This window comes from Vibrio algarum (assembly GCF_028204155.1).
GTDB classification, from domain to species: Bacteria; Pseudomonadota; Gammaproteobacteria; order Enterobacterales; family Vibrionaceae; genus Vibrio; species Vibrio algarum.
The window spans coordinates 775,101-798,371 of sequence record NZ_JAQLOI010000003.1 but is presented as its reverse complement, the minus strand read 5'-3'; the positions used below and the strand labels follow the sequence as shown (position 1 = coordinate 798,371).

Below are 23,271 nucleotides of genomic sequence, written 5' to 3'. Positions count from 1 at the left end.
GGGTGTCACGCTTTTGTTGTTGTTATGATTTTGAATGCAGATTGATAACTAAATATGTTGAACTGGAGAAGGCAATCGATTTGCTTGAGTTATATAAGCAGAAAGAACAGTAAAATAACCTTATTTGACGGGTTGTTTCACTGCCCTTTTTACATGACGGTATTGGATTAACTGTCTCTAAGATCAATTAATTCTTCAAGTAATTCAGCAAGCTGGTTGTATTTTTCTTCGCCGAACTTTTCCTTTAATAATACATATTGCTTATCTATATCAATACGAACTTTTTTGACGAGCTCTTCCGCTTTTTCGGTTAGACGGATATTAACTCGCCTTTGATCTACTTCTGATTTGATTTTACACACGTAATCATGCTTTTCTAATCGATTGATCACGCCTGTTAGGCTTGGACTTAATATGCACGAGTCACTTGCGAGAGTGGTAAAATCTATCTCACCATAGGCAAAAATAATTCTCATAACACGCCACTGTTGCACGGTTAAATCATTTTCAGAAAGAACAGGACGAAAGTAATCAAGGGTAACATCCCTTGCTTTTATCAACTGCAGTGGTAAGGAGTCTTTAAATTTTGTCATGTATGGTACCTTTCTATTCCTTTAGATGGTTTTTCTAGTTCAACCTTGGATTTACTTCAGATTTTTGGATATGGTTACGATACTCAGTTGCCGTCATTTGAGCATATTTTCTGAAAAAACGTGCAAAATAGGCCGGATCTCTAAAGCCCAGATCGTAACCAATTTCAGAGACACTTTTAGGGGTAAATTGTAAATGTCGTCTTGCTTCTTGCATTAGTCTATCAATAATGATTTTTTTGGAGGAAAGCCCACTGACACGACGACAGATATCGTTAAGTCGTGAGACTGAAATCCCCAATTTTTCGGCGTACTGGCTTAGTGCCCAGTGTTGATGGTAGTGATTTTCTACTAGATGATTAAAGTTATGGAAAATAGTCACATCTACGCTGCGGTTTCGAGTGTCACTTTTGTAGTTATTGGAAAGCCGCATTACTTCGATAAGTACAAGCTGTAAAATGGATTGGGTTGCTCTTTCTTTCATTATGGCCCCATTATCCATTTCTCTTTTTAGGTGGGATAAAAAATTCAAAATAGGATTATCTGTTTCTAGTCGAGTACAAAATGGTCTCATCTGATCCACCATAATATTATTTACCCCACTTTCCATATCTAAAAGTCGCCACACGAGTTGCTGTTGTATGGTTAGTACATATCCGGTAGATGTGGACTCAGTGACAAATGAGTGAGGGACGGCTGGTGGAGTAAAAAAGAGCGTAATACCTTTAAAAGAATAATGTTTATCGTCTAGATGAACATGTGTATTCCCTTCCATCACGATATGTATTTGATAAAATCGGTCGTGATAATGGACAGGCATATTTCGACCGAAAAAACTCGCAAGATTATCTAAGTATTCAAAATGAAGTTCAGCGTCTGCGTACTTTTGATCGTAAACTTGTCCGATAATGATGTTAGGAATTTCTCCAGCCATCTTTCACTCCCAATCTCGTTGAATAAACCCTCTATCTCACGTCTGACATCACATTTCCAGTAAAACAGTTAACATATTAATTAATTTCCGTGAAAAGTGCAATTGTTGTCATGCTTAATCCATTTTATAACCATTTTCTTAACATGATAATAACAATCGTTGAGAAGCCCAAATTATTTGTTTGACTCATAAGCGGAATGTATTGGGCAAGTTGCAAGATTAAAAGGAAGTAACCATGAAACGTGAAAACCCATTATTAGAACAAATTAAAAATATTCTGCCTACAATCGCTGCTAATGCTGCTCAAGCAGAAATGGATCGCACGCCACCGGAAGAGAACATTCGTCTTCTCAGAGAGGTTAAATTTTTTCGAGCTTTACAGCCTAAAAAATATGGTGGCCTTGAAATATCGCTTCCAGAATTTACAGATTGCGTCGCCGCTATTGCCGGTGCGTGTGGTGGTACAGCTTGGGGAGGAAGCCTACTTGCTACACATAGTCATCAAATGGCGATGTTTTCTGAAAAAGCACAAGAAGAATTTTGGGGAGATAATCCTGATGCAACGGCAAGCAGTAGTATCGCACCATTTGGTAAAACAGAAGAAACAGAAGGCGGTGTCATTTTTAACGGAGACATGCGTTGGAGCAGCGGATGCGATCACGCCGAATGGGCTATCCTCGGATTCCACCGACTTGATGAGGACGGTAACAAAGTCTACTGCTTTGGTGTGGTACCAAGACATGAATACACAATTATTGATGACTGGTATGCCGCTGGTATGAAATCAAGTGGAACGAAAACATTGGTTCTAAAAGATGTATTTATTCCTGAGCACCGAATCGAAACGGCAAAAGGCATGATGGAAGGTAAATCTGCGGGCTTTGGTTTGTATCCAGAAAGCGATATTTTTTACACACCTTACCGTCCTTATTTTGCATGCGGATTTGCTGCTATTAGTCTTGGGATAGCGGAGCGTATGTTAGTCGCCTATAAAGAAAAGACAAAAAATCGTGTTCGAGCCTATACCGGTGCGAATGCTGGTACTGCAACGCCAGCTCTTATGCGAATAGCAGAATCGACTCACCAAGTCTACGCTGCTCGTGCAATGTTAGAAAAAACGTGGCAGGACCATAAGGATCATGGTGAAAGAAAAGAATACCCGACTCGAGAAACCTTAACTTATTGGCGTACCAACCAAGCCTACGCAGTAAAGATGTGCATACAAGCTGTTGATCGACTATTTGAAGCGATGGGAGGCATGAGCTGGTTCTTAGATAATGAAGCTCAACGTCTTTTCCGTGATTCACATATGACAGGTGCTCACGCTTATACGGATTATGATATTTGTGCGCAAATTCTAGGTCGTGAATTGATGGGGCTAGAACCTGATCCAAGCATGGTTTAGCAGAAAAAGGCTGTAATTGACTTCAATAAAAAGAGCTTTATTTGATAAAAATAGAGCTTTTTTAATAGGTTATCTACTATTTAAGGCTTGGTTATAGACTAAGGTCTAATGAGCAAAAGTAAAATAAATGTTACAAATATGATCTTGTTAACATATTAACTAAATGACTTTTGATAGATTATTAATATGTTATCTAGTTGTATCGAATTAGTAATATTTGAATAACGTTTATAAATAAAATAACGACGACAAGTAAAACAAGGAAGTGTCATGATCAAATCTAAAATCTCCCTTTTGGTAAGCACGGGCTTATTATTACTCGCTTCAACAGGTGCTAATGCCGCGCCAGAGAAAATACTAAAAATCAGTTCTTGGGCTTCACCGAATCATGGAATAAATAAAGTGGTTTGGCCTACATGGGGCAAATGGATTGAAGAAGCTACGGAAGGTCGTGTCAGTGTAAAAATTGAATATGATTTGGCTCCACCACCATCTCAGATAGATGTAGTTACTGATGGGATTGGTGATGTTACTTGGATATTCCATGGACATAAGGCCGGTCGTTTCAAGTTAACTCAACTACCAGAAATTCCAACATTTAAAGAAGGTGTAAGCTCAGAGTTAGCGTCCAAAGCTTATTGGAACACCTATGAAAAATACCTCAAGAAAGGAAAAGAACACCGTGGTGTAGAAGTAATGGCGATGGGTGTTCATGGTCCTGGCCAGCTTATTACGAAAGAAAAGGTAGAAACTCTTGCTGATGTTAAAGGTAAGAAAATCCGCGTTGGGGGTGGTGTTATCTCTACTATTGCGAAAGGAATGGAAGTTACGCCAGTCTTTATCTCTACTACAAAGGTGTATGAGTCATTATCTCAAGGTGTGGTTGTGGGTACTTACTTACCAGTTGAGGCTTTAAGTAGCTTTCGTCTTGCTGAAGTGGCAAACAATACATTGATGTTCCCTGGTGGTCTGTATCGCGGTAGCTTCGCGATTGTTATGAATCGAGACGCGTTAGAAGGTGTCTCTAAGAAAGACCAAGAGGCTATCAAAGCCGTATCCGGAGAAAAGCTTTCACGTCTATTCGGAAAGATGATGGACGATTACGATGCGAATGCCTATAACAAGGCTAAAGAAGGGGGACATGTATTTACCGATGCTTCACCAGAATTGGTCGCTGAAGTGAAAGGTATGACAACAAGCATTATTGATGACTGGTACAAAACAGCGAAGAAACGCAAGGTTGATGGCCCTGCTGCATTCGAATATTACCAAGAGCAAATTGACAAAGGCTTGTAATCACTATGATAGCTGAAAATGTTTCGATGGCTGTAAGGCGAGGGTTGGAGACCCTTGCTGCACTTAGCTTATTTCTTATGATGGGTATTACATTTGTCGATGTATTCGGACGCTATTTTCTAAATTCACCGATTGATGGCTCAACAGAGATGATAGAAGTTCTCCTTGCTGTCATGGTCTTTATGGCTTTCCCTCTCGTGTCTTGGAAGGAAGAAAATATCTGCGTAGATTTGCTAGATGCTTACTTTCCGGACCGTTGGGTCGACGTACGACAAGCAGTAATCAACCTTATTTGTGCAGTGTCATTGGTTTTAGTGGCTATGATGAATTGGAAGTTAGCGGGCCGCTCCCTCGAATATGAAGAAGTATCCGAGATACTCGAAATCCCATTGGGGTACGTTACGTATCTTATTTCAATTACAGGGTTTGCTGGTGGCTTCCTTACCTTTATGAATGCCATTGTGTATATAGCCAGACTACCAATCTTCCGCTCAGGAACACCGATATCAGAAAGGAGTAGCAGCGAATGATTGAGTCAATAGTAGGTTTTACCATCCTCATTATTATGGTGTTTTTAAGGCTGCCTCTCGCTTTTGCAATGGGTGTTGTCGGGTTTATTGGTTTTTGGTACATCAATGATTATAACTGGACAGCGGCTATGTCGATGGCGGCTCGTCGAATTATTGATACCGGCCAAGACTATGGTTTATCGGTTATACCGTTATTTATATTGATGGGGAACTTTGTCACAAAAGCCGGTCTATCGGCTGAACTCTACCGGGCTTGTAACGCTTTTGTTGGGCATCGTCGCGGTGGTCTTTCAATGTCCACTATTCTTGCTTGTGGTGGCTTTTCCGCAATTTGTGGTTCAAGCCTTGCGACATCGGCAACCATGTCTAAAGTCGCTATGCCACCAATGCGTAAATATGGTTATTCCGATAGCCTCGCTGCAGCTTCAATAGCGGCTGGTGGAACACTTGGGATATTGATACCACCAAGTGTCATGCTTGTAATCTACGGGCTATTGACCGAAAGCAGCATACGCGAGTTGTTTGCTGCAGGTTTTTTACCTGGGTTGTTAGGTATATCGCTTTACCTATTGACGGTTCGTTGGGTTGTGTTCCGTTCTCCAGAAAGTGCGCCTCCGGGAGAGCGTTCCGACTGGAAAGAGCGATTGACCGCATTGAAAGGTATTTTCTCTACGCTTCTACTTTTTGTTTTAGTTATGGGAGGTATCTATGCTGGAGTCTTTACTCCGACAGAAGCCGCGGGAATTGGGGCTTCAGGTGCCTTCTTTTTAGCACTTTATCGTAGAAAGCTAAACTACGACATATTAAGAGATATTCTTGTTGATACAGCTAAAACATCGGCTTCCTTATTTGCTGTAGTTATTAGTGCTTTAATATTGTCCAACTTTGTTAACCGGGCTGGTTTGCCTACAGCTCTAATAGAGTTAATCCAAATTGGTGATGTTTCCCCAATGGTGGCAATGGGTATTATATTGCTGATTTACATCATCTTAGGCTGTGTGTTTGAAAGTATGTCTATGATGTTGCTAACCGTACCTATTTTCTTCCCTGTTGTCGTGGAACTTGGTTTCGACCCTATCTGGTTTGGTATTGTCGTTGTAGTGGTAACTGAAATTAGTTTAATTACACCGCCAGTAGGGTTAAATGTGTTTGTTCTTTCTGGATTAGTTAAGGACATCAGTACAGGTACTATCTTCAAAGGTATTCTACCTTTCTGGGTGGCTGATATGCTTAGATTGGCCATTATTGTCATGTTCCCTGCAATCGCGTTACTGTTGCCAAGTTTGATGTATTGACGCAACGTTAATGGAATATCAGTGCTTATTTTTGGCTTTGAGTTTTTTCTCAAAGCCTTTTTCTTTTAGATTATTTTCCTTACACTGTCTTCCTTCCCTCGTACCCACAACTGAGTTAAAACATGATTGAAAGAAAAGAGACAAAACAACGAATGAGCCGAGCTGTTATTCATAATGGCACTGTTTATTTCTGTGGCCAAGTTGCAAAAGATTCGACTAAAGGCATTAAAGAACAGACGGAAACAATGCTTGAAAAAGTCGATGAGCTATTAGAAAGCGTAGGCTCATCAAGAGAAAAAATGTTGTCAGCAACGATATACCTAAACACGATGAATGATTTTGCTCAAATGAATGAAGTATGGGACAGTTGGGTTCCAGAAGGTCATGCTCCAGCTAGAGCGTGTGTTCAGGCAAAAATGGCGAGAGAAGCACTGCTTGTGGAAATCTCAGTGATTGCGGCTGTTTAACGGTATAAAAAAACCTACCCGAGTGGGTAGGTAAGATAATTATCTTAAGAAGTAGCAGTGTTTGATTTGGTATAGAAACAAGGATATCAAAAGGGTTTGGTACCCTTGTTTGCAAATCAGCGCGCATTATAATCGCGTTATGCCATTTTGTAAGAGGTCATTAATTCTATTCACTATGGATTTATACTCCACAATAAGGCTATTTATACATTGATGCATAGTCATCGATGTAGCTTTCCCAAATGGGTGTTTCCCCAATAATCTCTTGAACCGTTTCAATAAACAATTTTACGATGGGTGTCTGATTTCTATGGGGATATACCGCATGAATATGACCAGAGGTTTTTGGCATCTTGTAATTTGTGAGTAAGGGGATGAGCCCCAGTTCTTTGATATTTTTTTCTAAAGTAAACAAGGGAACAACAGCATAACCAATGCCGTCTTGAGCCGCAGAGAGTATCGCTTTAGCCTGATTGACTTTGTATCGACCTTTCATTGTGTAAGTTTGCATATCCCCACAGCCAGGCGCTGAGCAAAAGTCGATTTTATTCATAGTGAATTCACCATTATTATAAATAATGGCTGGAAGCTTCATTAATTCTTCGGGTGTTTTTGGTTCACCGTACTCTTCAATAAACGACTGAGACGCTAAGATTGCAAGTGGATTGTCTGCGAGTTTCTTGGCGATCAAATTTGAATCTGATAATGCTCCCACACGAAATGCAATATCATACTGCTCCCCGATAATATCTGAGCGGAGGTCATCTAAATATAGACGGATATGAATGTCAGGGTATTTTTTCATGAAATAGTTCACCGCTTTGGTTAGATAAAGATAACCAAATGGAGTGGGGCCCGTTATTTTAATTAAGCCTTTTGGCTCCGAGTGATAAGACTCTGCAAGCCTTTGTGTATTTGCCAATAGCTCTCGCACCGACTCAGCCTGTTTGAGTATTTCAGCGCCCGCATCTGTTAGAGATAGCGACCGAGTGGAACGGTTAAGTAGCCGAATGCCTAAATCATCTTCTAGGTTTTTAATCTGTTTGGAGAGTACGGAGCGATCGAGATTACGTAAGTCAGCCGCTTTGGCGAACGAACCATGCTGAACAACATCGATAAAAAGATCAAGGCGGGTAGCCATATCCATAGAGAGGATCCTGAAGATAAAATATAAGGGTACATATGATACCGTTCTTTTTCTAATTAGGTATCAATTCATTTATAGGCCGTGTCATTAAGTGAGAAGAAGGTGTGTCGAGTAATTAGGTGCTTGGGCAATATTCTGTAGGTGTATTTAGATCGCGAACTCGTTGTGAAAACATAAACCAAGCGGTTGTACCAGCAAGGATGTTTGCGATAAAAATACCCCATAAAACCGATTCAATACTACCAAGTGCCACTCCAATGATCGTCGCTGGGATATAGAAGATAAACAGACGAAATGAAGAAAGAATTAATGCCTTTTGAGGTTCGCATAAAGCATTAAATACCGACACAATAACCATACATAAACCTAAAGGCCCATAACTAAGAGGAACAAACAACAAAGCATAAGTTAGTGTTGTTTTTAATGCTACGTCTTCGGTGACCACCCCTGATAAGTGCGATGCGAAAAGCATTGCGACAATGGCGATTATTAAATGATAGACAAGGACAAAACGAGCGGCACTTGTGACGAGTTCAGCCACTTTTGTTGTGTTTTTTTCACCAATATACCTGCCGACCATCGGTGGAATCGACATCGTTAGAGAAAGAGCAAGTACTAACGAAAACATTTCCATACGATTCAGAAGGGTCCAAAAAGCGATACTGGATGTTCCGAGTTGTGCGATAAAAAAAGTAACGGTCATCGCACTTACAGAGGGCAATATCTGGTTAGTTGTCGTTGGTATTGCCATTTTCATCAATTCACGGCTATAAACGAACGTTTTACGTTCAAATAGTGAAAGGCAGAACCACTGTTTTTTCTTAACCCTTGCAACCAGAATGAGAATACAGATAGCAAACGAAACAGAAGATGCGAGTGCGGCTCCTCTAATCCCCATATCAAACGTAAACATAAGAATCGGGTCGAGTATGAGATTGATAGTGCTAGCAAGAATTAGAAAATAACCTGGTGTTTTTGTTTCACCGTTTGCTCGGTAAACTCCCGATAGAAAGTAGAGCAAAGCGCCAAGGATGGCACTAACTAGCCAAACAGACCAATAGTCATCCAATAAGGTGGTTATCGAACCTTGGCCTGACACGCCATTGTTTATATCGCCAAATAAAGAAAGAAAAAATGGACGCTTCAACCACAATAGCAAACTAAGCAGAGACAAAATAAGCACGCCCACAATAATACTAATTGTTGCTGTTTTAGTGGCAGCCTCGGCATTTTTAGAGCCTACAGCTTGGGATATTATGCTGGTACTGGCGACGCCAATGCCAACTTGGATTCCGATGATAACAGTGTGAAACGGTAGGGTAAGTCCTTGAGCTGTAAGCGCATCGATGCCTAATCTTCCGATAAAAATACTGTCTATAAGTTGAACCAACATGATAGATAGAACCCCAAAAGTAAGGGGGAGGGTGTTATCTATTATTTTGCGTAGCATGTGAGCACTCTTGTTCGGAGGGGGCTAGGAATTAATCATCGCCTAGATAATAAGGTTTTTGTGGCCATAAAAATAGAATCGAATGGACAATTCACTATTGCTAAATATGCAACAATCTCCTTAAAAACAGAGATTGTTGCATATTTTAAGATGTGACTGAGTGCATCGTTAATCGATATTAATATTTACTATAAAGTGTCATCTTACCTTGCTTATCAAAAGCGATAACATTGAAGTCTTTATACTCTTCACCCGGAGCTGCCATGCCCGGAGAGTGTTGAGGCATTCCCGGTGCGGAAAGGCCGGAAATATCTGTAGGTCTCTCTTTTAGTAGCTTTGCGATATCTGATTCTGGTACGTGCCCTTCAAACATATAGCCGTCAATTACCGCACTGTGGCATGAGGTAAGTTGACCCGGCATGCCAAACTCCTGCTTAACAGATGTCCAGTCACGGCTGTGATGAACATTAACCTTATACCCTTTTTCTTCCATAATGGCTGCCCACTCAGAGCAACACCCACATGTGGGTGATTTGTATAGTTCAATTGTTGGCTTGGCGAGTACTGAAAAGCTCAGTAATGCAGCCAACATAAAGGTGAATCGTAATAATTTGTTCATTTTAGTATTCCTACTTTAATTCGTTAATTGTTTGCATCTTAACGTCATAATTGGGTTGTTTTAAATCCAACGGTTTATCGTCAGCATGCCATTGAAACGCTAGGGTCTCATATGGATTAATCGTTACTGTTGTCTGACTAATTACCTTGGGAAAGTTAAATTCAATAAAGTTAAATGTCTTATTTAAGATAACCAACTGATTACTTTTATGAGCGACAATATTGCCATTTTGATGTATTACACCATTCTCTATTGTCCATTCAATGAGGTTTAGCTTTCCAAGTTCAGTAACATAGATGGAAAGTCGTCGTCTATCATCAGCAGAGAGCGTTGGCCCTAATAAGACCATTGTGGGTTCCTTTTCCAATATGAGGTTCAAAGCTTCTAAACCTTTACCACGAATGTTGCCACCCGCATTTCCACCACCTTGCGCATAGAGTCCATGGCAGGTCGAGCATCCATATCCACCTGCGGTACGGAAAAGGTGTTGGCCTTTCTCTATATCGGTTGAATCAGGGGTTACTGTGTTAGCTGTTTCTCCATTCGATGCGAGTACAGAAACACTAATTAAGCAGACGCCACAAACTATCGATTTAGTTAACCATTTCATTGAATTAGCATTCTCGTTTTACTTTTATATAAGGGTTTAAGTCCTGATTTTTTATCGGGAAAGCCTAAATAGACAGAAGTACAGTGTATGCACGACTTATTTCTAACTATGGGATTAACCAAGAGAAATCATGCTTATTGCACTGTCGATCTAGACGAAGATAATGCTATGAAATAGGGGGACGGAATGGCGCTTGGAGTAAAGATGGGCTGGCATTAGGGTTAATATATTGAATGGGTGCTAACTTACTAATTGGCGTATTTTGGAGACTATGGCTATTGATCGTTGAATATAAGCCTGAACAAGTCGCTCCACAACAAGAGTGGGAGATACCTTCATCGTCACAACACTTTTCTTTTGAATAGTGGTGAGTATCCACGTTATGGGCCGTCATATTTTTGGGCGTCTCGTCGATGGAAGCTATGTTGTTAAAATCTATGTTGTTAGAAGCTATGTTATGCGAAATCACGAGATGCTCAGGACAGCCATGATTCATTGCCATATTTTGTCCGCTAGGCATAGCTGGGGTGGATTTGATTGTGGCAGAAGAATAAACAGGCGATATCGATAGCACCGAGAGCAAAAATGCACTCAATGTCAAAAATAAGGTAAATCGGTGTTTAATGTTCTTCAACGATATCAATTTTTTCGAAATGCCTCTAAAAAATAGATTTATAAAATTAACATTAATAGTCTATTAGAGAAAGACACATAATACGAGCAATACGCTTGATGTGCAGAAGATCAAAACTCGCGGTTCATTTTCTCAAGACACTGGATCAACACTTTCCCCTCCGCAGGATCAATATCTCTTGTGAGTTCATGCACGAGGTTGAGATGTAATTGATTATGTTGTTCATGCAGAAGATTTCCTTTATCGGTGAGACGCACAACAATTGCGCGTCTGTCTTGGGGATGCGGACAACGTTCTATGAGTTCTAATGTTACCAACTTATCCACTTGAACCGTTAGTGTCCCAGTAGTTATAGCGAGTTTTTCTGCTAGCTCTTTCATTCGCATAGCACCGTGGCTGCCTAATACTTCCACTGTATGCACTTGAGCTAAAGAATACCCCGTTTCTTTTACGACAGACTGTTCCCAAGAGGACATCTTGTCATAAAATTCTGTGAGTAATTGATTAAGAGAAGTGAGTTCATTCATGCAGATTCAACGCTATGCAGTTCAACAGTAAGATGATGAATCTTATCAAACTGGCTCAGTAATTGCCTGTAGTCAGAAACACTTTTATTAGATTGTGATTTTAATATCACGCTAGCAGCGTGGTGGTCAGCACTTACTTTCCAAATATGCAAATCGATAATTTCAGCATAGGGTTCAATGGCGGTGATTACCGAATTTTTATACTCCTGATCGATGGTCGAATCGAGCAAAATTGGGCTAGTTTGTTTTAGAAGACCGATAGCCCATTTAGTGATTACGATAGCGCCTACCATACCCATTACCGCATCTAACCAATGCCAGCCAACGTACTTACCGATAATTAGCGCGATAATTGCCAAAACTGAGGTAAGGGTATCCGCTAGAACATGCATATAAGCGGCTCTTAGGTTGTGATCTTGATGATGCCCTTGTTCATGATGATCGTGAGAATGACCATGACCATGACCATGACCATGATGGTGATGATGTTCGTCATCATTATTATGCAGAAGTAGCATACTGACAAAGTTGACAAGTAAACCAATAATAGCAACGAGAATAGCTTCGTTGAAGTGGATCTCTTGCGGATCAAACAGTCGCATGACTGATTCAGAAAACATCATCAGTGCCACGATACCTAGTGCAATAGCACTGCTAAATCCACCTAGAACGCTGACCTTACCTGTCCCGTAAGAGAATTTCTCATTTTGTGCATGGCGCTTTGCGTATCGATAGGTAAAAAGCGTAATGCAGAATGCTGCTGCATGAGTTCCCATATGCCAACCATCAGCTAGCAATGCCATCGATCCAAAAATTTTACCGGAAATAATCTCAACAAACATAGCGGTGACAGTGAGGAGAAGGACGTAAAACGTTCGCTTCTCACCTTTATTGTTGTGAGCTCCAAATTGATGGGTGTGTATTATCGGTAAATGTGTAGGTTGATTCATATAGTTTGATAGTCAAAATATTTTGCAAGAATTATATTTGATCATCAAACTATATGTCAATCAAAGTGTTTAATGAGTTTGGGAGATGTACTTAGGAAGACTAACAAATGGATTTTTTTATGTGATAAAAAAGCAAGTTAACCGCCAGATTGTTCAATGATGGTTAACTTGTAAGTTTAAAAAGGTGCTCAAATGGGTTTATTAGGCGTGTTATGCAGCGATAACCTCTTTATCTTTTGCACATTCAACGGTTTTAAATTCACGGGCAAAGTAGACCAATGCATCTTTACCTTTATTTACTGCGATGTTGTCTATTTTGACAAAGAAAACGGTGTGTGTACCCATCTCAGATATTTCTGAAATATGACCTTCTATACTTGCTAGGCAGTCACTTAATACCGGCACACCCGCTTCATTTTTAGTCCACGCAGGGTTCGCGAATCGCTCTTCCATAGTCAGTTCTGTCATACCTGCAAAGTCGAGTGACATTTGTTGTTGCTCCGATGCACACACATTAATGCAGAGATTCTTATTGTTCTTAATAATTTCGTTTGAAGCGCTGTTTTTATTTACGCACACCATAATGGTCGCGGGAGTATCGGTAATTGAACAGACAGCTGTTGCTGTAATGCCTACTGTCCCTGCTTCACCGCCTGTAGTCACAATGTTAACGGCAGCAGCTAGATTGGCCATTGCATCTCTAAATAATGGTTGATTAGACATTCTCTTTATCCCGTCTGGTTAATATATTGTTAAGTTTCTACCTGAAATTGACGATTTAAAATAGACGAAAGAAAGTAGCGCTTGCACTTTTCACGGTTTTCGTAAAAGAACACCGATATATAATGAATTGATAAATAAGTATTTTGTGTTGATTGCCAAGCTGGTTTGGTACAAAGAACGATTGTACGCAAATACCACAAATGTCACAAAATTGTGATCAAATGCTCATATTTGTTAACGAGTTGTAATGGGGTAAGTGAAGAAAATATCTATTTATCAATTGGTTAAGAGTCACATCGTCTATTGGGGGAAATTTAAGGTTTTTAGTGTCTAGTATTTAATTAAGATGTTAAGTATTATGGTTAACATGTTAATTAAAGTTGTCATTTAACAAAGCCTATAGAAACAGAAGATTTTGGCAAAGGAAGGTCAATTTATGCTTACCTCAGAACAAGTACAATCAGCAGCCGACAAGCTCTATGTCGCTGAAAAAGAGCGTTATCAGATCCCTGCGCTGACACTCGAACACCCAGAGATGACGATGGCAGATGCCTATGCAATTCAGAGTGCTTGGGTAGAACGTAAAATAAGCGAAGGCGCACAGGTCAAAGGCTATAAAATTGGGTTGACATCTCGAGCAATGCAGATGGCGGTTAACATTGATCAGCCCGACTATGGCGTATTGTTAGACAACATGTTTTTTGCTGACGGTGCACAGATTAAGGCCGATGATTTTCTCGATCCCCGCATAGAAGTAGAACTCGCCTTCGTATTAAAGTCGCCACTTAAAGGCGAAGATGTCACAATTTTCGACGTGCTGAATGCGACAGATTACATCATTCCTTCCTTAGAACTGATAGCAGCTCGCTGTCATCGCACTGACCCTGACTCTGGCTATACACGTAAGGTTTACGACACGATAGCTGATAATGCCGCTAACGCGGGCATAGTTATTGGAGGTCGACCAATTAAACCGATGGATTTTGATATGCGTTGGGCTGGGGCAATGCTCTATCTGAATGGTCAAATAGAAGAAACCGGATTAGCGGCTGGTGTACTCGGGCATCCCGCGAATGGTATCTGTTGGGTATGCAAACGATTTGCACCGCATGATATTGGTTTAGAGCCAGGTCAGGTGATTTTATCGGGTTCGTTTACTCGTCCAGTCCCTGTTAAAGCTGGCGATACTGTACACGCCGATTTCGGTCCTCTTGGCGGAATTTCCGTTAAATTTGTATAGAGATATTCCATGTCGATGTTACCAATAAATAAATTTAAACGCGCTCTGCAAGGTGACGAAACATTGTGGGGTCTTTGGTTAGGCTTACCCGATACGAGTTGTGCAGAGATCTGCTCAGGTGCGGGTTTTGATTGGTTACTTATTGATGGTGAGCATGCTCCTTTCGAACTGAAAGAGATAATGCATCATTTACAAGCTATAACACCGTATGACGTTTCACCAATTGTCCGCCCTGATGAAGGCAGTGTAGCCAAGATCAAGAAACTGCTCGATGTAGGGGCACAAACCTTACTTATCCCAATGGTGAACACGGCGGAACAAGCAAAAGAATTGGTTTCTGCTGTGCGTTATCCACCTCAGGGAATTAGAGGTATGGGGAGTTCGCTGGCCCGTGCTGCTAAATGGAATAAGGTTCCTCAGTATCTGCAAAACGCCAATGATGAAATTTGCCTCATTGTTCAAGTAGAAACCCTAGAAGCGATGGATAATTTAGAAGAGATAGTTCAAGTGGATGGCGTAGACGGTGTTTTTATTGGTCCGTCCGATCTGTCTGGCGCGATGGGTTATGTAGGGAACCCAGATCATCCAGAAGTGGTTGAAAAAATTCAGTGGGGAATGGACGTCATTCGAAAGAGTGGAAAAGCCTCGGGTATTTTGTGCCTCAATGTTGAAAAAGCTCAGCAGTTTGCAGCAAGCGGAACCAAGTTTGTTGGCGTTGGTGTAGATACATTGTTGTTGCGTTTAGCTGCGGAGCAGCTTGTTAAGAAAGTAAAGAACCCAGAACAGAAAGCAGAAAAAGCGAGCGCTTCTAGCGGATATTAGTTTGCTTAAAATAATGAGAGAAGGACTTCAAATGAATTTAAATCAGTTAGTAAAAGAGAAGTTAGTCTGCGTAGCACTCAATGATGCTAAACAGTTTGACGCGCTCAATGCTACCTTCAATGAAAAGCCATATGTAAAACCACCGACGCAACCAGTACTCTATTTTAAAACGCGTAATACATGGTCATCGAACGATGCTCCAGTTGACTACGTTGGTGGTTCAATGGTTGTTGGTGCGAGCATAGCGGTAGTAATAGGAAAAACGTGTTGCCGTGTGAGTGAAGCCGACGCATTGGAATATGTAAGCGGCTTGACTCTTGTACATGATTTCTCTTTGCCAGAAAAAAGTTACTACCGCCCAGATATAAAAGGTAAGTGTTTAGACGGCTCAGCGCCCATCGCGCAAAGCCCCATCGCGCTTTCTGATATCGCTTCATTGTCAGACCTTACTGTTACAACCACTGTTAATGGCGAGCAGAAAAGTTCGCTCAGTGTTTCTCAGCACTATCGTAGTATCGAACAGCTGATTCATTCCATATCTACTATCATGACGTTAAACGTTGGAGACGTGATTGCGGTTGGTTTCCCTGGTGAGCGTATTGCTGTTGAAAGTGGTGATATTGTTAGCACAACTATGAGTAACTTGTTGCAACTTAATAATACTTTGAAGGGAGAGTCATAATGAAAAGAGCACGTATACTCTTTCAAGAAGAGATCTTAAATGTCACCGTGGATCAAGCGGGAGATATTCTAACGGAGTCAGGTCAAAGACTTTCAGAGAATCAAGTTCAGTGGCTATCCCCAGTTGAAAATCCAGGTACTATTTTTGCGCTAGGTTTAAATTATGCTGACCACGCTTCAGAGCTGGCTTTTGCTCCTCCAACGGAACCATTGGTATTTATAAAAGGGGCCAATACGCTGACGGGACACAAGCAACCATCGTATCGTCCAGATGACATTGAATTTATGCACTATGAGTGTGAGTTGGTCGCGGTAATAGGTAAAGAAGGTAAGAATATCTCTCGTGAAGATGCGATGGATTATGTCGCGGGTTACACCGTGTGCAATGACTTTGCCATTCGAGATTATTTAGAAAACTACTATCGTCCAAACCTTCGCGTTAAGAGCCGAGACTCTCTCTGTCCAATCGGCCCGTGGATCATCGATAAAGAGGATGTTGGTGATATCAGTAACCTAAAACTTGAAACCCGAGTAAACGGTGAGTTGACCCAAGAGGGAACGACTGCTGACATGATCTTCGATGTTCCTTTTTTAATTGAGTATCTCAGCGCCATTATGACGCTTCAACCTGGAGATATGATCGCAACGGGAACGCCAAAGGGTCTCAAAGATATGCAACCGGGCGATATTGTCGTCTGTTCGATTGAAAAAGTAGGTTCGTTGGAAACGCTCATGGTTTCTGAGCAAGAATTCTACGGCGACCACTATTAATAAGGGACGAGATAATGAGTCAGGATTTTAAAAATAATATAGACAAAGCCGCAACGTACCTCGCACGTTTCAAACAGAACACGCTAGGCCACTATATTAACGGAGAGTGGACATTAGGTAGTGAAGGCGAAACGTTTGATAACGGCTCTCCCGTTAATGGCGAATCACTAGGTAAAGTTGTTAAGGCAAGCGTTGTTGATGTTGATGCAGCTTGTAAAGCTGCTGCTAAAGCTCAGAAAGAATGGGCTGCAATGAGTGGAGCGAAACGTAAAACGATTTTGCATAAACTTGCCGACAAGATAGAAGCGCGCGCGGAAGAGATCGCTTTGGTTGAATCATCCGATTGTGGTCAGCCACTTCGTTTCATGCGCCAAGCCGCTGTTCGTGGTGCCGCCAATTTTCGTTTCTTTGCAGACAAAGCGCCAGAAGCTCGTAACGGATTAGCACTGCAACAAGAAGAACACACCAATTTCACGGTGAAATCGCCAATTGGTCCAGTGGGGGTGATTACTCCTTGGAATACACCGTTCATGCTCTCTACGTGGAAGATAGCACCTGCGTTAGCGTCGGGTTGTACTGTGGTTCATAAACCCGCTGAATTTAGCCCACTTTCAGCCGCTATTTTGGCAGAGTGCGCAGACGAAGCTGGATTGCCTCCGGGCGTTTGGAACATGATCAACGGCTTTGGTGAAGTTGCGGGTAAAGAGCTGACGCAGCATCCAGATATTAAGGCGATTGCCTTTGTTGGTGAAACGGTAACGGGCTCTATGATTCAGAAACAAGCCGCCGATACTTTGAAGCGCGCACATTTCGAATTAGGTGGTAAAAACCCCGTTATTGTTTTTGATGATGCGGATTTTGACCGAGCCCTCGATGCTGTGGTCTTTATGATTTATAGCTTAAATGGTCAGCGTTGTACAAGTTCAAGCCGTCTCCTGATTCAAACTGGTATTAAGGATAGATTCCTAGCCGCATTGAAGGCACGAGTTGAAAATCTAAAAGTAGGGCATCCACTTGATCCAGCAACAGAAGTGGGGCCTCTCGTTCATACAACCCATTATGAAAAAGTGCTCAGCTACGTTGATGCTGCCATAGAAGATGGTGCGACAGTTGCTGTGGGTGGCAAACGTATTACTGATCTCGGCAATGGTAACTACCTAACGCCAACTCTATTTACGAACGCTGATAATACGATGCGTATCGCCCGTGAAGAGATTTTTGGTCCAGTGTTAACGGCTATAGAATTTGAAACCGAAGAAGACGCGGTCACAATAGCCAACGATACAAACTATGGTTTGGCCGCGTACATCTGGACAAGCAATACAGGGCGTTCAATGCGTATGGCACACAGTGTTGAATCGGGTATGGTTTGGGTTAACTCTGAAAATAACCGAAATCTACCGTCTCCATTTGGTGGTGTGAAAATGTCCGGTATTGGTCGTGACGGTGGTGATTGGAGTTTCGATTTCTATATGGAAACGAAAAACGTGTGTATCGCGTTTGATACCCATCGCGTTCCTGTATTAGGGCGTGAATGAATACAAACTCCAGTGTTAGCCAATATCAAAGGAAAAACTATGCCCCATTTTATTGTGGAATATTCTGCCAATATTGAATCAGAGTTGGATCTGCCAGAGCTACTAAAAGTGCTCAATGAAACAGCAGTTTCAACAGGTGTATTTCCGTTAGGGGGCATCCGCAGCCGAGCTTATCGAGCGGATAGTTTTCGTGTTGCGGAGGGTGACCCGGAAAACGGTTTTATTCACCTTACGGTCAAGGTCGGTAGCGGACGCTCAATGGAGATACTGAAGCAAGCGGGGGATACCATATTTGCGGCATTCACTGAGCGGCTACAGCCTGTATTTGATAAGCGCTATCTAAGCATCGGATTTGAAATGGTTGAATTGCATCCGACACTGAATTACAAAAAAATAATATACACGAGAAGCTTAAAAGCTTGGCAAAGTAATACAAGCTTGTGAGCACTGAGAACTGAAATTGAATGATAAGGTAATAAATCCGTTCGGCGAATTGAATCAAGGGACTTTTATTACTAAAAGCAAGGAGATACACAAGATGGGCGAACTTGTTGTTGCTGCAAAAATTACACACGTACCTACGATGATCATGTCTGAACAACCGGGTAAGCTTTTTGGTTTGCGTCAGCACGCGATTGATGGACATAAAGAGATTTCGCGGATAGCGCGTGAGAAAGGGGTGGATACCGTAGTCGTTCTGGATACTCACTGGCTAATCAATGCTGGTTATCATATTAATGCCAATACGCACTTTGAAGGTTTATTTACCAGTAACGAGTTTCCACATTTTATTCAGGATCTACCATACGAATATGAGGGGAATTCCAAACTGGGTGATTTGATTGCCGATATTGCAACAGAAAAGGGAGTGTTTACTCTTTCCCATCAGGTTGATTCATTAGCGCTTGAGTACGGTACGCTAGTGCCAATGCGGTTTATGAATGAAGACAAGAAATTTAAAGTGGTGTCTGTTGCGGCTTTGTGTACGGTCCACAGTATAGAATCCTCTCGCCGGTTGGGTGAAGCTATTCGTGAAGCGATTGAAGCAAGTGATAGCAAAGTCATGTTGTTGGCTTCAGGTTCACTTTCTCATAGAATTTGGCCTAATGAAGAGTACGCCGCCAACAACGGCACATTTACTATTTCTAGTGAATTTAATCGTCAAATGGACCTTCACGTATTGGATATGTGGCAAAACGGCGATATCGAAACCTTCTTGAAAATGCTTCCAGACTACGCGGCTAAGTGCGATGGTGAGGGAGGGATGCACGATACGGCAATGCTGTTCGGTGCTCTCGGTTGGGATAAATATCAAGGGAAAGGCCATTTAGTTAGTGAGTACTTCCCTAGCTCTGGTACCGGACAGGTCAACGTGCTGTTTGAGGTGTAACCATAGAGATATGGGCTAATCCATGGTTATGAAAAAAGAAATCCAGCTTACTTATTTCTTAATACTGATGGCTATGGTTAGTCCTGTTGCCCTTAATATTGTCGCACCGATTATGCCTATTTTGGCGAAAGAGTTTGGTGCGTCTAGTAATGTTATTCAACTTAGTTTTACCGCGTATTTAGCGACACTCGCCATTGGTCAGTTGTTTGGTGGACCATTGGCCGACCGCTATGGCAAACGAAATCTATTACTTTGGGGCTTTGGTCTTCATATTGCTGGGGGTGTGGTTGGTGTTTTTGCCAGTTCCGTCGAACTGATATTGCTGAGTCGTATTATGCAGGCCGCTGGTGGTTGCATTGGGATGATGCTCGCAAGAAGTATTCTTGTCGATATGTACCCTTCAGAAAAAGCGGTAGAGAAGCTTAGTTATGTCACCATGGGGGTAGCGGTATCTCAAGCTGTAGCACCGACTGTGGGCGGGGTGGTGTCTGAGTTTATTGGTTGGCATTCTGTATTTTATCTTCCTATGTTAATGGCGACGGTCGTTTGGCTAGGGGTCTTTTTCAATACCCAAGCCCCATTAATGATGAGAGGAGCTTGGGCAAGTCAATTTCGTTTATCGGAACTTACAAAAAACTAATAAGAAATAAGGCGTACGTTAGTCTCGCATTGTCCAGTACCCTTATTGCCTGTGGCTTTTTTTCGTTTGTTACCTGTGCCCCTTTTATAGTGAGTGCCACGTTAGGAGAAAGCCTGACTCAATACGGGTTTTGGTTCCTGTTTGTTGCTTTTGGTTTTATGGCCGGCAGTTTTATTAGTGCTCAGTTATCAGCAAAATTATCCCATTCAAGCACTGTGATTATTGGTCATAGCTTGTCTTTATTAGGAGGATTGATGATGTTGGTTTCCTTAGCTATATTTGAAATCAGCTATGAAAATGTATTTATCACAATGGCCTTGTTTACCTTCGGTCGTGGTTTAAGTCAACCTCACTTACAATCACTATCTATTGCATCGGTGGAAGTGAATCGAGCATCGGCTTCAGGATTACTTGGATTTATACAATTATTACTAGGTGCACTACTCGCTCAGTTGGTGGGTACATTGGTTGAATATATAGGTCCAATAATGTTGCCTATCTTTCTGGTGAGTTACGGGGTGAGTGCCTTGGCGCTTTATTTCAATTACCATCAAAAGAACCTATCTCGAGTTCAGGTAACGTAGTAAATACGATGACGTCCATCGTAACGATTAATTAGATGAAAGCGTTGAGCTCTCTATAAGGAAGTAGAAGATGAAATTGATTGATAACCGCCTATTTAAGCAAAAAGCCTACGTTTCAGGTGAATGGGTTGATGCATTGGACGGCACAGTAACCGCTATTACCAACCCTTTTAATGATGAAGTAATAGGTTCAGTGCCAAATATGGGGGAGAAAGAGACCGCGCAGGCGATAGTGGATGCGCAGGTTGCCTTTAAGTTATGGAAGAAAGAGACTTCAGAGCACCGTGCAAAGATACTACGTCGTTGGTATGAGTTGATGGTGGAAAACGCCGATGACTTGGCAACTATCATGACGACGGAACAAGGTAAACCATGGGCAGAGGCAAGAGGTGAAGTGATTTACGCCGCCAGTTTTATTGAATGGTTTGCAGAAGAAGCTCGTCGCGCTTATGGGGATATTATCCCAAGCCATAAACAAGATGCTCGAATTTTGGTGACCAAAGAGCCTATTGGTGTCGTCGGTGCGATAACGCCTTGGAATTTTCCGGCTGCGATGATCACTCGTAAGTGTGCCCCTGCTTTCGCCGCCGGTTGCCCAGTCATTCTTAAACCCGCCCCTGATACGCCTTTTAGCGCATTAGCGCTTGCAGAGCTGGCAGAAAGGGCAGGTATCCCGAAAGGGTTATTTAGTGTGATCACTGGTGACGCTATCGCGATTGGTGGCGCACTGACCAAGAGTAAAATCGTGCGTAAAATTTCGTTCACTGGCTCCACCAATGTGGGTAAGATCTTAATGGAACAATCGTCTTCAACCATCAAAAAGCTCTCTTTAGAGTTAGGTGGTAATGCGCCGTTTATTGTTTTTGACGACGCGGACATCGATGCTGCCGTTGAAGGGGCGATAATTGCCAAATTCAGAAACGCAGGCCAAACCTGTGTTTGTGCCAACCGTTTGTTTATACATGAAAATGTGTATGAAGAGTTTGCTCATAAACTGGCTAAAAAAGCCGAAGATCTAAAAGTGGGCGATGGGTTTGTTGAAGGGGTAAATATGGGGCCACTTATCAACGATGCAGCAGTGGCAAAAGTGACTCAACACATTCAAGATGCATGCGATAAAGGGGCTACCGTGCTGTACGGAAAATTGCCCGAACCTGGCAGCCGATTAATGACACCACACGTTATGATCGGTGTCACAGACGACATGTTAGTTGCGTCAGAAGAGACATTTGGTCCATTGGCAGCGTTGTTTAGTTTTAGTGATGACGACGAAGTATTGGCACGAGCAAATGATACAGAATTTGGTTTAGCTTCGTATATTTACACACAATCGTTAGCACGTGCATGGAAAGCGGCTGAAGAGTTAGAAACAGGAATAGTGGGCATTAATGAAGGGATAATTTCAACCACGTTGGCCCCGTTTGGTGGCGTAAAAGAATCTGGCTTGGGCCGAGAAGGATCGTATATGGGTATGGATGATTATCTAGAGGCGAAATACATGCTGATGGGGGGCTGAAATAGCTAAACAGCGTTCTATTTTACATTCTCCACTGCGAGTTTTCGGATATTGTCAATTTCACCAGACTTTTTCATTTCTTGCAGCACTCGAGTTATTTCAGGGACTAGATCCGCGTGTTTACTGTGAAGATAATGATATAAATGAGCAGTATAAATAGGTGGATCTAGTCTTACTATGTCGTTTAAATGGAAGGTATTATCCACGGACTTAAAACCCTTCTTCGAAGATAAGACAACCTTTACTCTATCTTTTTGTAGCTGAAGAAAATTATTCTGTGAATCTTTGCTGGCATGACCATTAAGGCCGTATTTTTCGACAGCGAGTTGAACAAAAGGTACCCCACGTTTGTACCCTAAAACATAATCAGTAGGGATGCTTTTCCAACCAGTCACTTCAAATTCGTTACCTTGTTTGGTAAATAAATACATGTTTCGGCTTGTTATTGGAACGTTCACACGAATTAAATTTTTGTAGGTATCTTCAATTTCTTCTGTTGAAAATGTTTGACCATCGGTATTACCTGAATTTGAATATATAAGTCCCCTAGATGTTGGCAAATTAGAGAACTCAACCTGAATTCCAAGCTTTCTATAAGCTTCTTTCAACACGCTTTGAATTTCTATAGCGAGAGTTTTACCCTTTACATCGGTAGCTAAAGCCGAAAAGGTGAGAGTATTCGGTGTTTGGGCACTGGCACCGAAAGATAAGTAAAGCAATGAGCTAAATAGTAGTCCTAAAAAGCGCAAAGAAAAGTATTTTTTATCTGTCAACAATCGCATGTGAAATTCGGGTTTCCTGAGTGTCTATTTATCATTATAGCAAGTACTCATGAATTATATTGGACCAAACTGAATAGAAAAAAACATAGACTTTACAGTTGTTCTATTTGCGCTCAGTATAAACTATGTA

At 41.7% G+C, this 23,271-nt stretch carries 25 protein-coding genes; 15 read left to right on the top strand and 10 right to left on the bottom strand.

Translation table 11 applies throughout. The annotated features are described in order from the left end of the window. Positions 1 to 167: 167 nt before the first annotated feature. Both hpaR and hpaA read right to left on the bottom strand, forming a co-directional pair. Positions 168 to 593 carry a homoprotocatechuate degradation operon regulator HpaR gene (gene hpaR / locus PGX00_RS19005; RefSeq protein ID WP_272139531.1) on the bottom strand — a complete coding sequence of 142 codons (426 nt, stop codon included), beginning with the start codon at positions 591 to 593 and terminating at the stop codon, positions 168 to 170. Between the two features lie 34 nt (positions 594 to 627). Beyond that, complete coding sequence (hpaA, locus tag PGX00_RS19000; RefSeq protein WP_272139529.1) at positions 628 to 1,524, bottom strand: 4-hydroxyphenylacetate catabolism regulatory protein HpaA; 897 nt, start codon at positions 1,522 to 1,524, stop codon at positions 628 to 630. Between the two features lie 235 nt (positions 1,525 to 1,759). On the opposite strand from hpaA, the gene PGX00_RS18995 reads away from it, so the two are divergent. From PGX00_RS18995 to PGX00_RS18975, 5 genes are all read left to right on the top strand, one after another. Beyond that, positions 1,760 to 2,929: a p-hydroxyphenylacetate 3-hydroxylase oxygenase component gene (locus PGX00_RS18995; RefSeq protein ID WP_272139527.1), complete on the top strand. Its 1,170-nt coding sequence runs from the start codon at positions 1,760 to 1,762 to the stop codon at positions 2,927 to 2,929. A gap of 270 nt (positions 2,930 to 3,199) precedes the next feature. Then, positions 3,200 to 4,225, top strand: coding sequence for a TRAP transporter substrate-binding protein (locus PGX00_RS18990; protein ID WP_272139525.1), 1,026 nt, complete (start codon positions 3,200 to 3,202; stop codon positions 4,223 to 4,225). Between the two features lie 5 nt (positions 4,226 to 4,230). Beyond that, the gene (locus PGX00_RS18985; protein ID WP_272139523.1) at positions 4,231 to 4,755 is read left to right on the top strand and encodes a TRAP transporter small permease; all 525 of its coding nucleotides are present in this window, start codon (positions 4,231 to 4,233) and stop codon (positions 4,753 to 4,755) included. Then, entirely contained in the window at positions 4,752 to 6,050 is a 1,299-nt protein-coding gene (locus tag PGX00_RS18980; protein WP_272139521.1) for a TRAP transporter large permease, read from the top strand. Before PGX00_RS18985 ends, PGX00_RS18980 begins: the two co-directional genes overlap by 4 nt. Positions 6,051 to 6,172: 122 nt before the next feature. After that, positions 6,173 to 6,517, top strand: a complete 345-nt coding sequence (locus PGX00_RS18975; RefSeq protein WP_272139519.1) for a RidA family protein — start codon at positions 6,173 to 6,175, stop codon at positions 6,515 to 6,517. A gap of 199 nt (positions 6,518 to 6,716) precedes the next feature. On the opposite strand, the gene PGX00_RS18970 is transcribed toward PGX00_RS18975, so the two are convergent. From PGX00_RS18970 to hpaC, 7 genes are all read right to left on the bottom strand, one after another. Beyond that, positions 6,717 to 7,664: a LysR family transcriptional regulator gene (locus PGX00_RS18970; protein WP_272139517.1), complete on the bottom strand. Its 948-nt coding sequence runs from the start codon at positions 7,662 to 7,664 to the stop codon at positions 6,717 to 6,719. A 115-nt stretch (positions 7,665 to 7,779) separates the two neighbouring features. After that, the gene (locus PGX00_RS18965; protein WP_272139515.1) at positions 7,780 to 9,114 is read right to left on the bottom strand and encodes an MATE family efflux transporter; all 1,335 of its coding nucleotides are present in this window, start codon (positions 9,112 to 9,114) and stop codon (positions 7,780 to 7,782) included. Between the two features lie 178 nt (positions 9,115 to 9,292). Beyond that, positions 9,293 to 9,733 carry a DUF411 domain-containing protein gene (locus tag PGX00_RS18960; RefSeq protein WP_272139513.1) on the bottom strand — a complete coding sequence of 147 codons (441 nt, stop codon included), beginning with the start codon at positions 9,731 to 9,733 and terminating at the stop codon, positions 9,293 to 9,295. Between the two features lie 10 nt (positions 9,734 to 9,743). Beyond that, positions 9,744 to 10,343: a hypothetical protein gene (locus PGX00_RS18955; protein ID WP_272139511.1), complete on the bottom strand. Its 600-nt coding sequence runs from the start codon at positions 10,341 to 10,343 to the stop codon at positions 9,744 to 9,746. A gap of 744 nt (positions 10,344 to 11,087) precedes the next feature. Then, the gene (locus PGX00_RS18950) at positions 11,088 to 11,504 is read right to left on the bottom strand and encodes a MarR family winged helix-turn-helix transcriptional regulator (protein WP_272139509.1); all 417 of its coding nucleotides are present in this window, start codon (positions 11,502 to 11,504) and stop codon (positions 11,088 to 11,090) included. Next, on the bottom strand, positions 11,501 to 12,454 hold the full coding sequence (gene dmeF, locus PGX00_RS18945) for a CDF family Co(II)/Ni(II) efflux transporter DmeF (RefSeq protein WP_272139506.1): 954 nt from the start codon (positions 12,452 to 12,454) through the stop codon (positions 11,501 to 11,503). Before dmeF ends, PGX00_RS18950 begins: the two co-directional genes overlap by 4 nt. Before the next feature lie 210 nt (positions 12,455 to 12,664). Then, positions 12,665 to 13,177: a 4-hydroxyphenylacetate 3-monooxygenase, reductase component gene (gene hpaC, locus PGX00_RS18940; protein ID WP_272139504.1), complete on the bottom strand. Its 513-nt coding sequence runs from the start codon at positions 13,175 to 13,177 to the stop codon at positions 12,665 to 12,667. 436 nt (positions 13,178 to 13,613) lie between these two features. On the opposite strand from hpaC, the gene hpaH reads away from it, so the two are divergent. The 10 genes from hpaH (at position 13,614) to PGX00_RS18890 (ending at position 22,359) form a co-directional block, all read left to right on the top strand. Beyond that, entirely contained in the window at positions 13,614 to 14,417 is an 804-nt protein-coding gene (gene hpaH / locus PGX00_RS18935) for a 2-oxo-hept-4-ene-1,7-dioate hydratase (RefSeq protein WP_272139502.1), read from the top strand. A 9-nt stretch (positions 14,418 to 14,426) separates the two neighbouring features. Continuing rightward, positions 14,427 to 15,239, top strand: a complete 813-nt coding sequence (gene hpaI / locus PGX00_RS18930; RefSeq protein ID WP_272139500.1) for a 4-hydroxy-2-oxoheptanedioate aldolase — start codon at positions 14,427 to 14,429, stop codon at positions 15,237 to 15,239. Between the two features lie 31 nt (positions 15,240 to 15,270). Then, a complete protein-coding gene (locus PGX00_RS18925; RefSeq protein ID WP_272139498.1) occupies positions 15,271 to 15,921 on the top strand; it encodes a fumarylacetoacetate hydrolase family protein in 651 nt (216 codons plus the stop codon). Next, on the top strand, positions 15,921 to 16,691 hold the full coding sequence (locus PGX00_RS18920; RefSeq protein WP_272139496.1) for a fumarylacetoacetate hydrolase family protein: 771 nt from the start codon (positions 15,921 to 15,923) through the stop codon (positions 16,689 to 16,691). Before PGX00_RS18925 ends, PGX00_RS18920 begins: the two co-directional genes overlap by 1 nt. Before the next feature lie 14 nt (positions 16,692 to 16,705). After that, positions 16,706 to 18,229, top strand: a complete 1,524-nt coding sequence (gene hpaE, locus PGX00_RS18915) for a 5-carboxymethyl-2-hydroxymuconate semialdehyde dehydrogenase (protein WP_272139494.1) — start codon at positions 16,706 to 16,708, stop codon at positions 18,227 to 18,229. A 39-nt stretch (positions 18,230 to 18,268) separates the two neighbouring features. Then, positions 18,269 to 18,673, top strand: a complete 405-nt coding sequence (locus PGX00_RS18910; protein WP_272139492.1) for a 5-carboxymethyl-2-hydroxymuconate Delta-isomerase — start codon at positions 18,269 to 18,271, stop codon at positions 18,671 to 18,673. Between the two features lie 94 nt (positions 18,674 to 18,767). Then, positions 18,768 to 19,619, top strand: a complete 852-nt coding sequence (hpaD, locus tag PGX00_RS18905) for a 3,4-dihydroxyphenylacetate 2,3-dioxygenase (RefSeq protein WP_272139490.1) — start codon at positions 18,768 to 18,770, stop codon at positions 19,617 to 19,619. A 28-nt stretch (positions 19,620 to 19,647) separates the two neighbouring features. Next, on the top strand, positions 19,648 to 20,259 hold the full coding sequence (locus tag PGX00_RS18900) for an MFS transporter (protein WP_272139488.1): 612 nt from the start codon (positions 19,648 to 19,650) through the stop codon (positions 20,257 to 20,259). Next, positions 20,217 to 20,843: an MFS transporter gene (locus PGX00_RS18895; protein WP_272139486.1), complete on the top strand. Its 627-nt coding sequence runs from the start codon at positions 20,217 to 20,219 to the stop codon at positions 20,841 to 20,843. Before PGX00_RS18900 ends, PGX00_RS18895 begins: the two co-directional genes overlap by 43 nt. Positions 20,844 to 20,913: 70 nt before the next feature. Next, positions 20,914 to 22,359 (top strand): NAD-dependent succinate-semialdehyde dehydrogenase, encoded by a 1,446-nt coding sequence (locus PGX00_RS18890; RefSeq protein WP_272139484.1) that lies wholly within the window; start codon positions 20,914 to 20,916, stop codon positions 22,357 to 22,359. A gap of 17 nt (positions 22,360 to 22,376) precedes the next feature. Here PGX00_RS18890 and PGX00_RS18885 read toward each other — a convergent pair whose 3' ends face one another. Further along, positions 22,377 to 23,141, bottom strand: coding sequence for a type 2 periplasmic-binding domain-containing protein (locus PGX00_RS18885; protein WP_272139481.1), 765 nt, complete (start codon positions 23,139 to 23,141; stop codon positions 22,377 to 22,379). Positions 23,142 to 23,271: the final 130 nt, after the last annotated feature.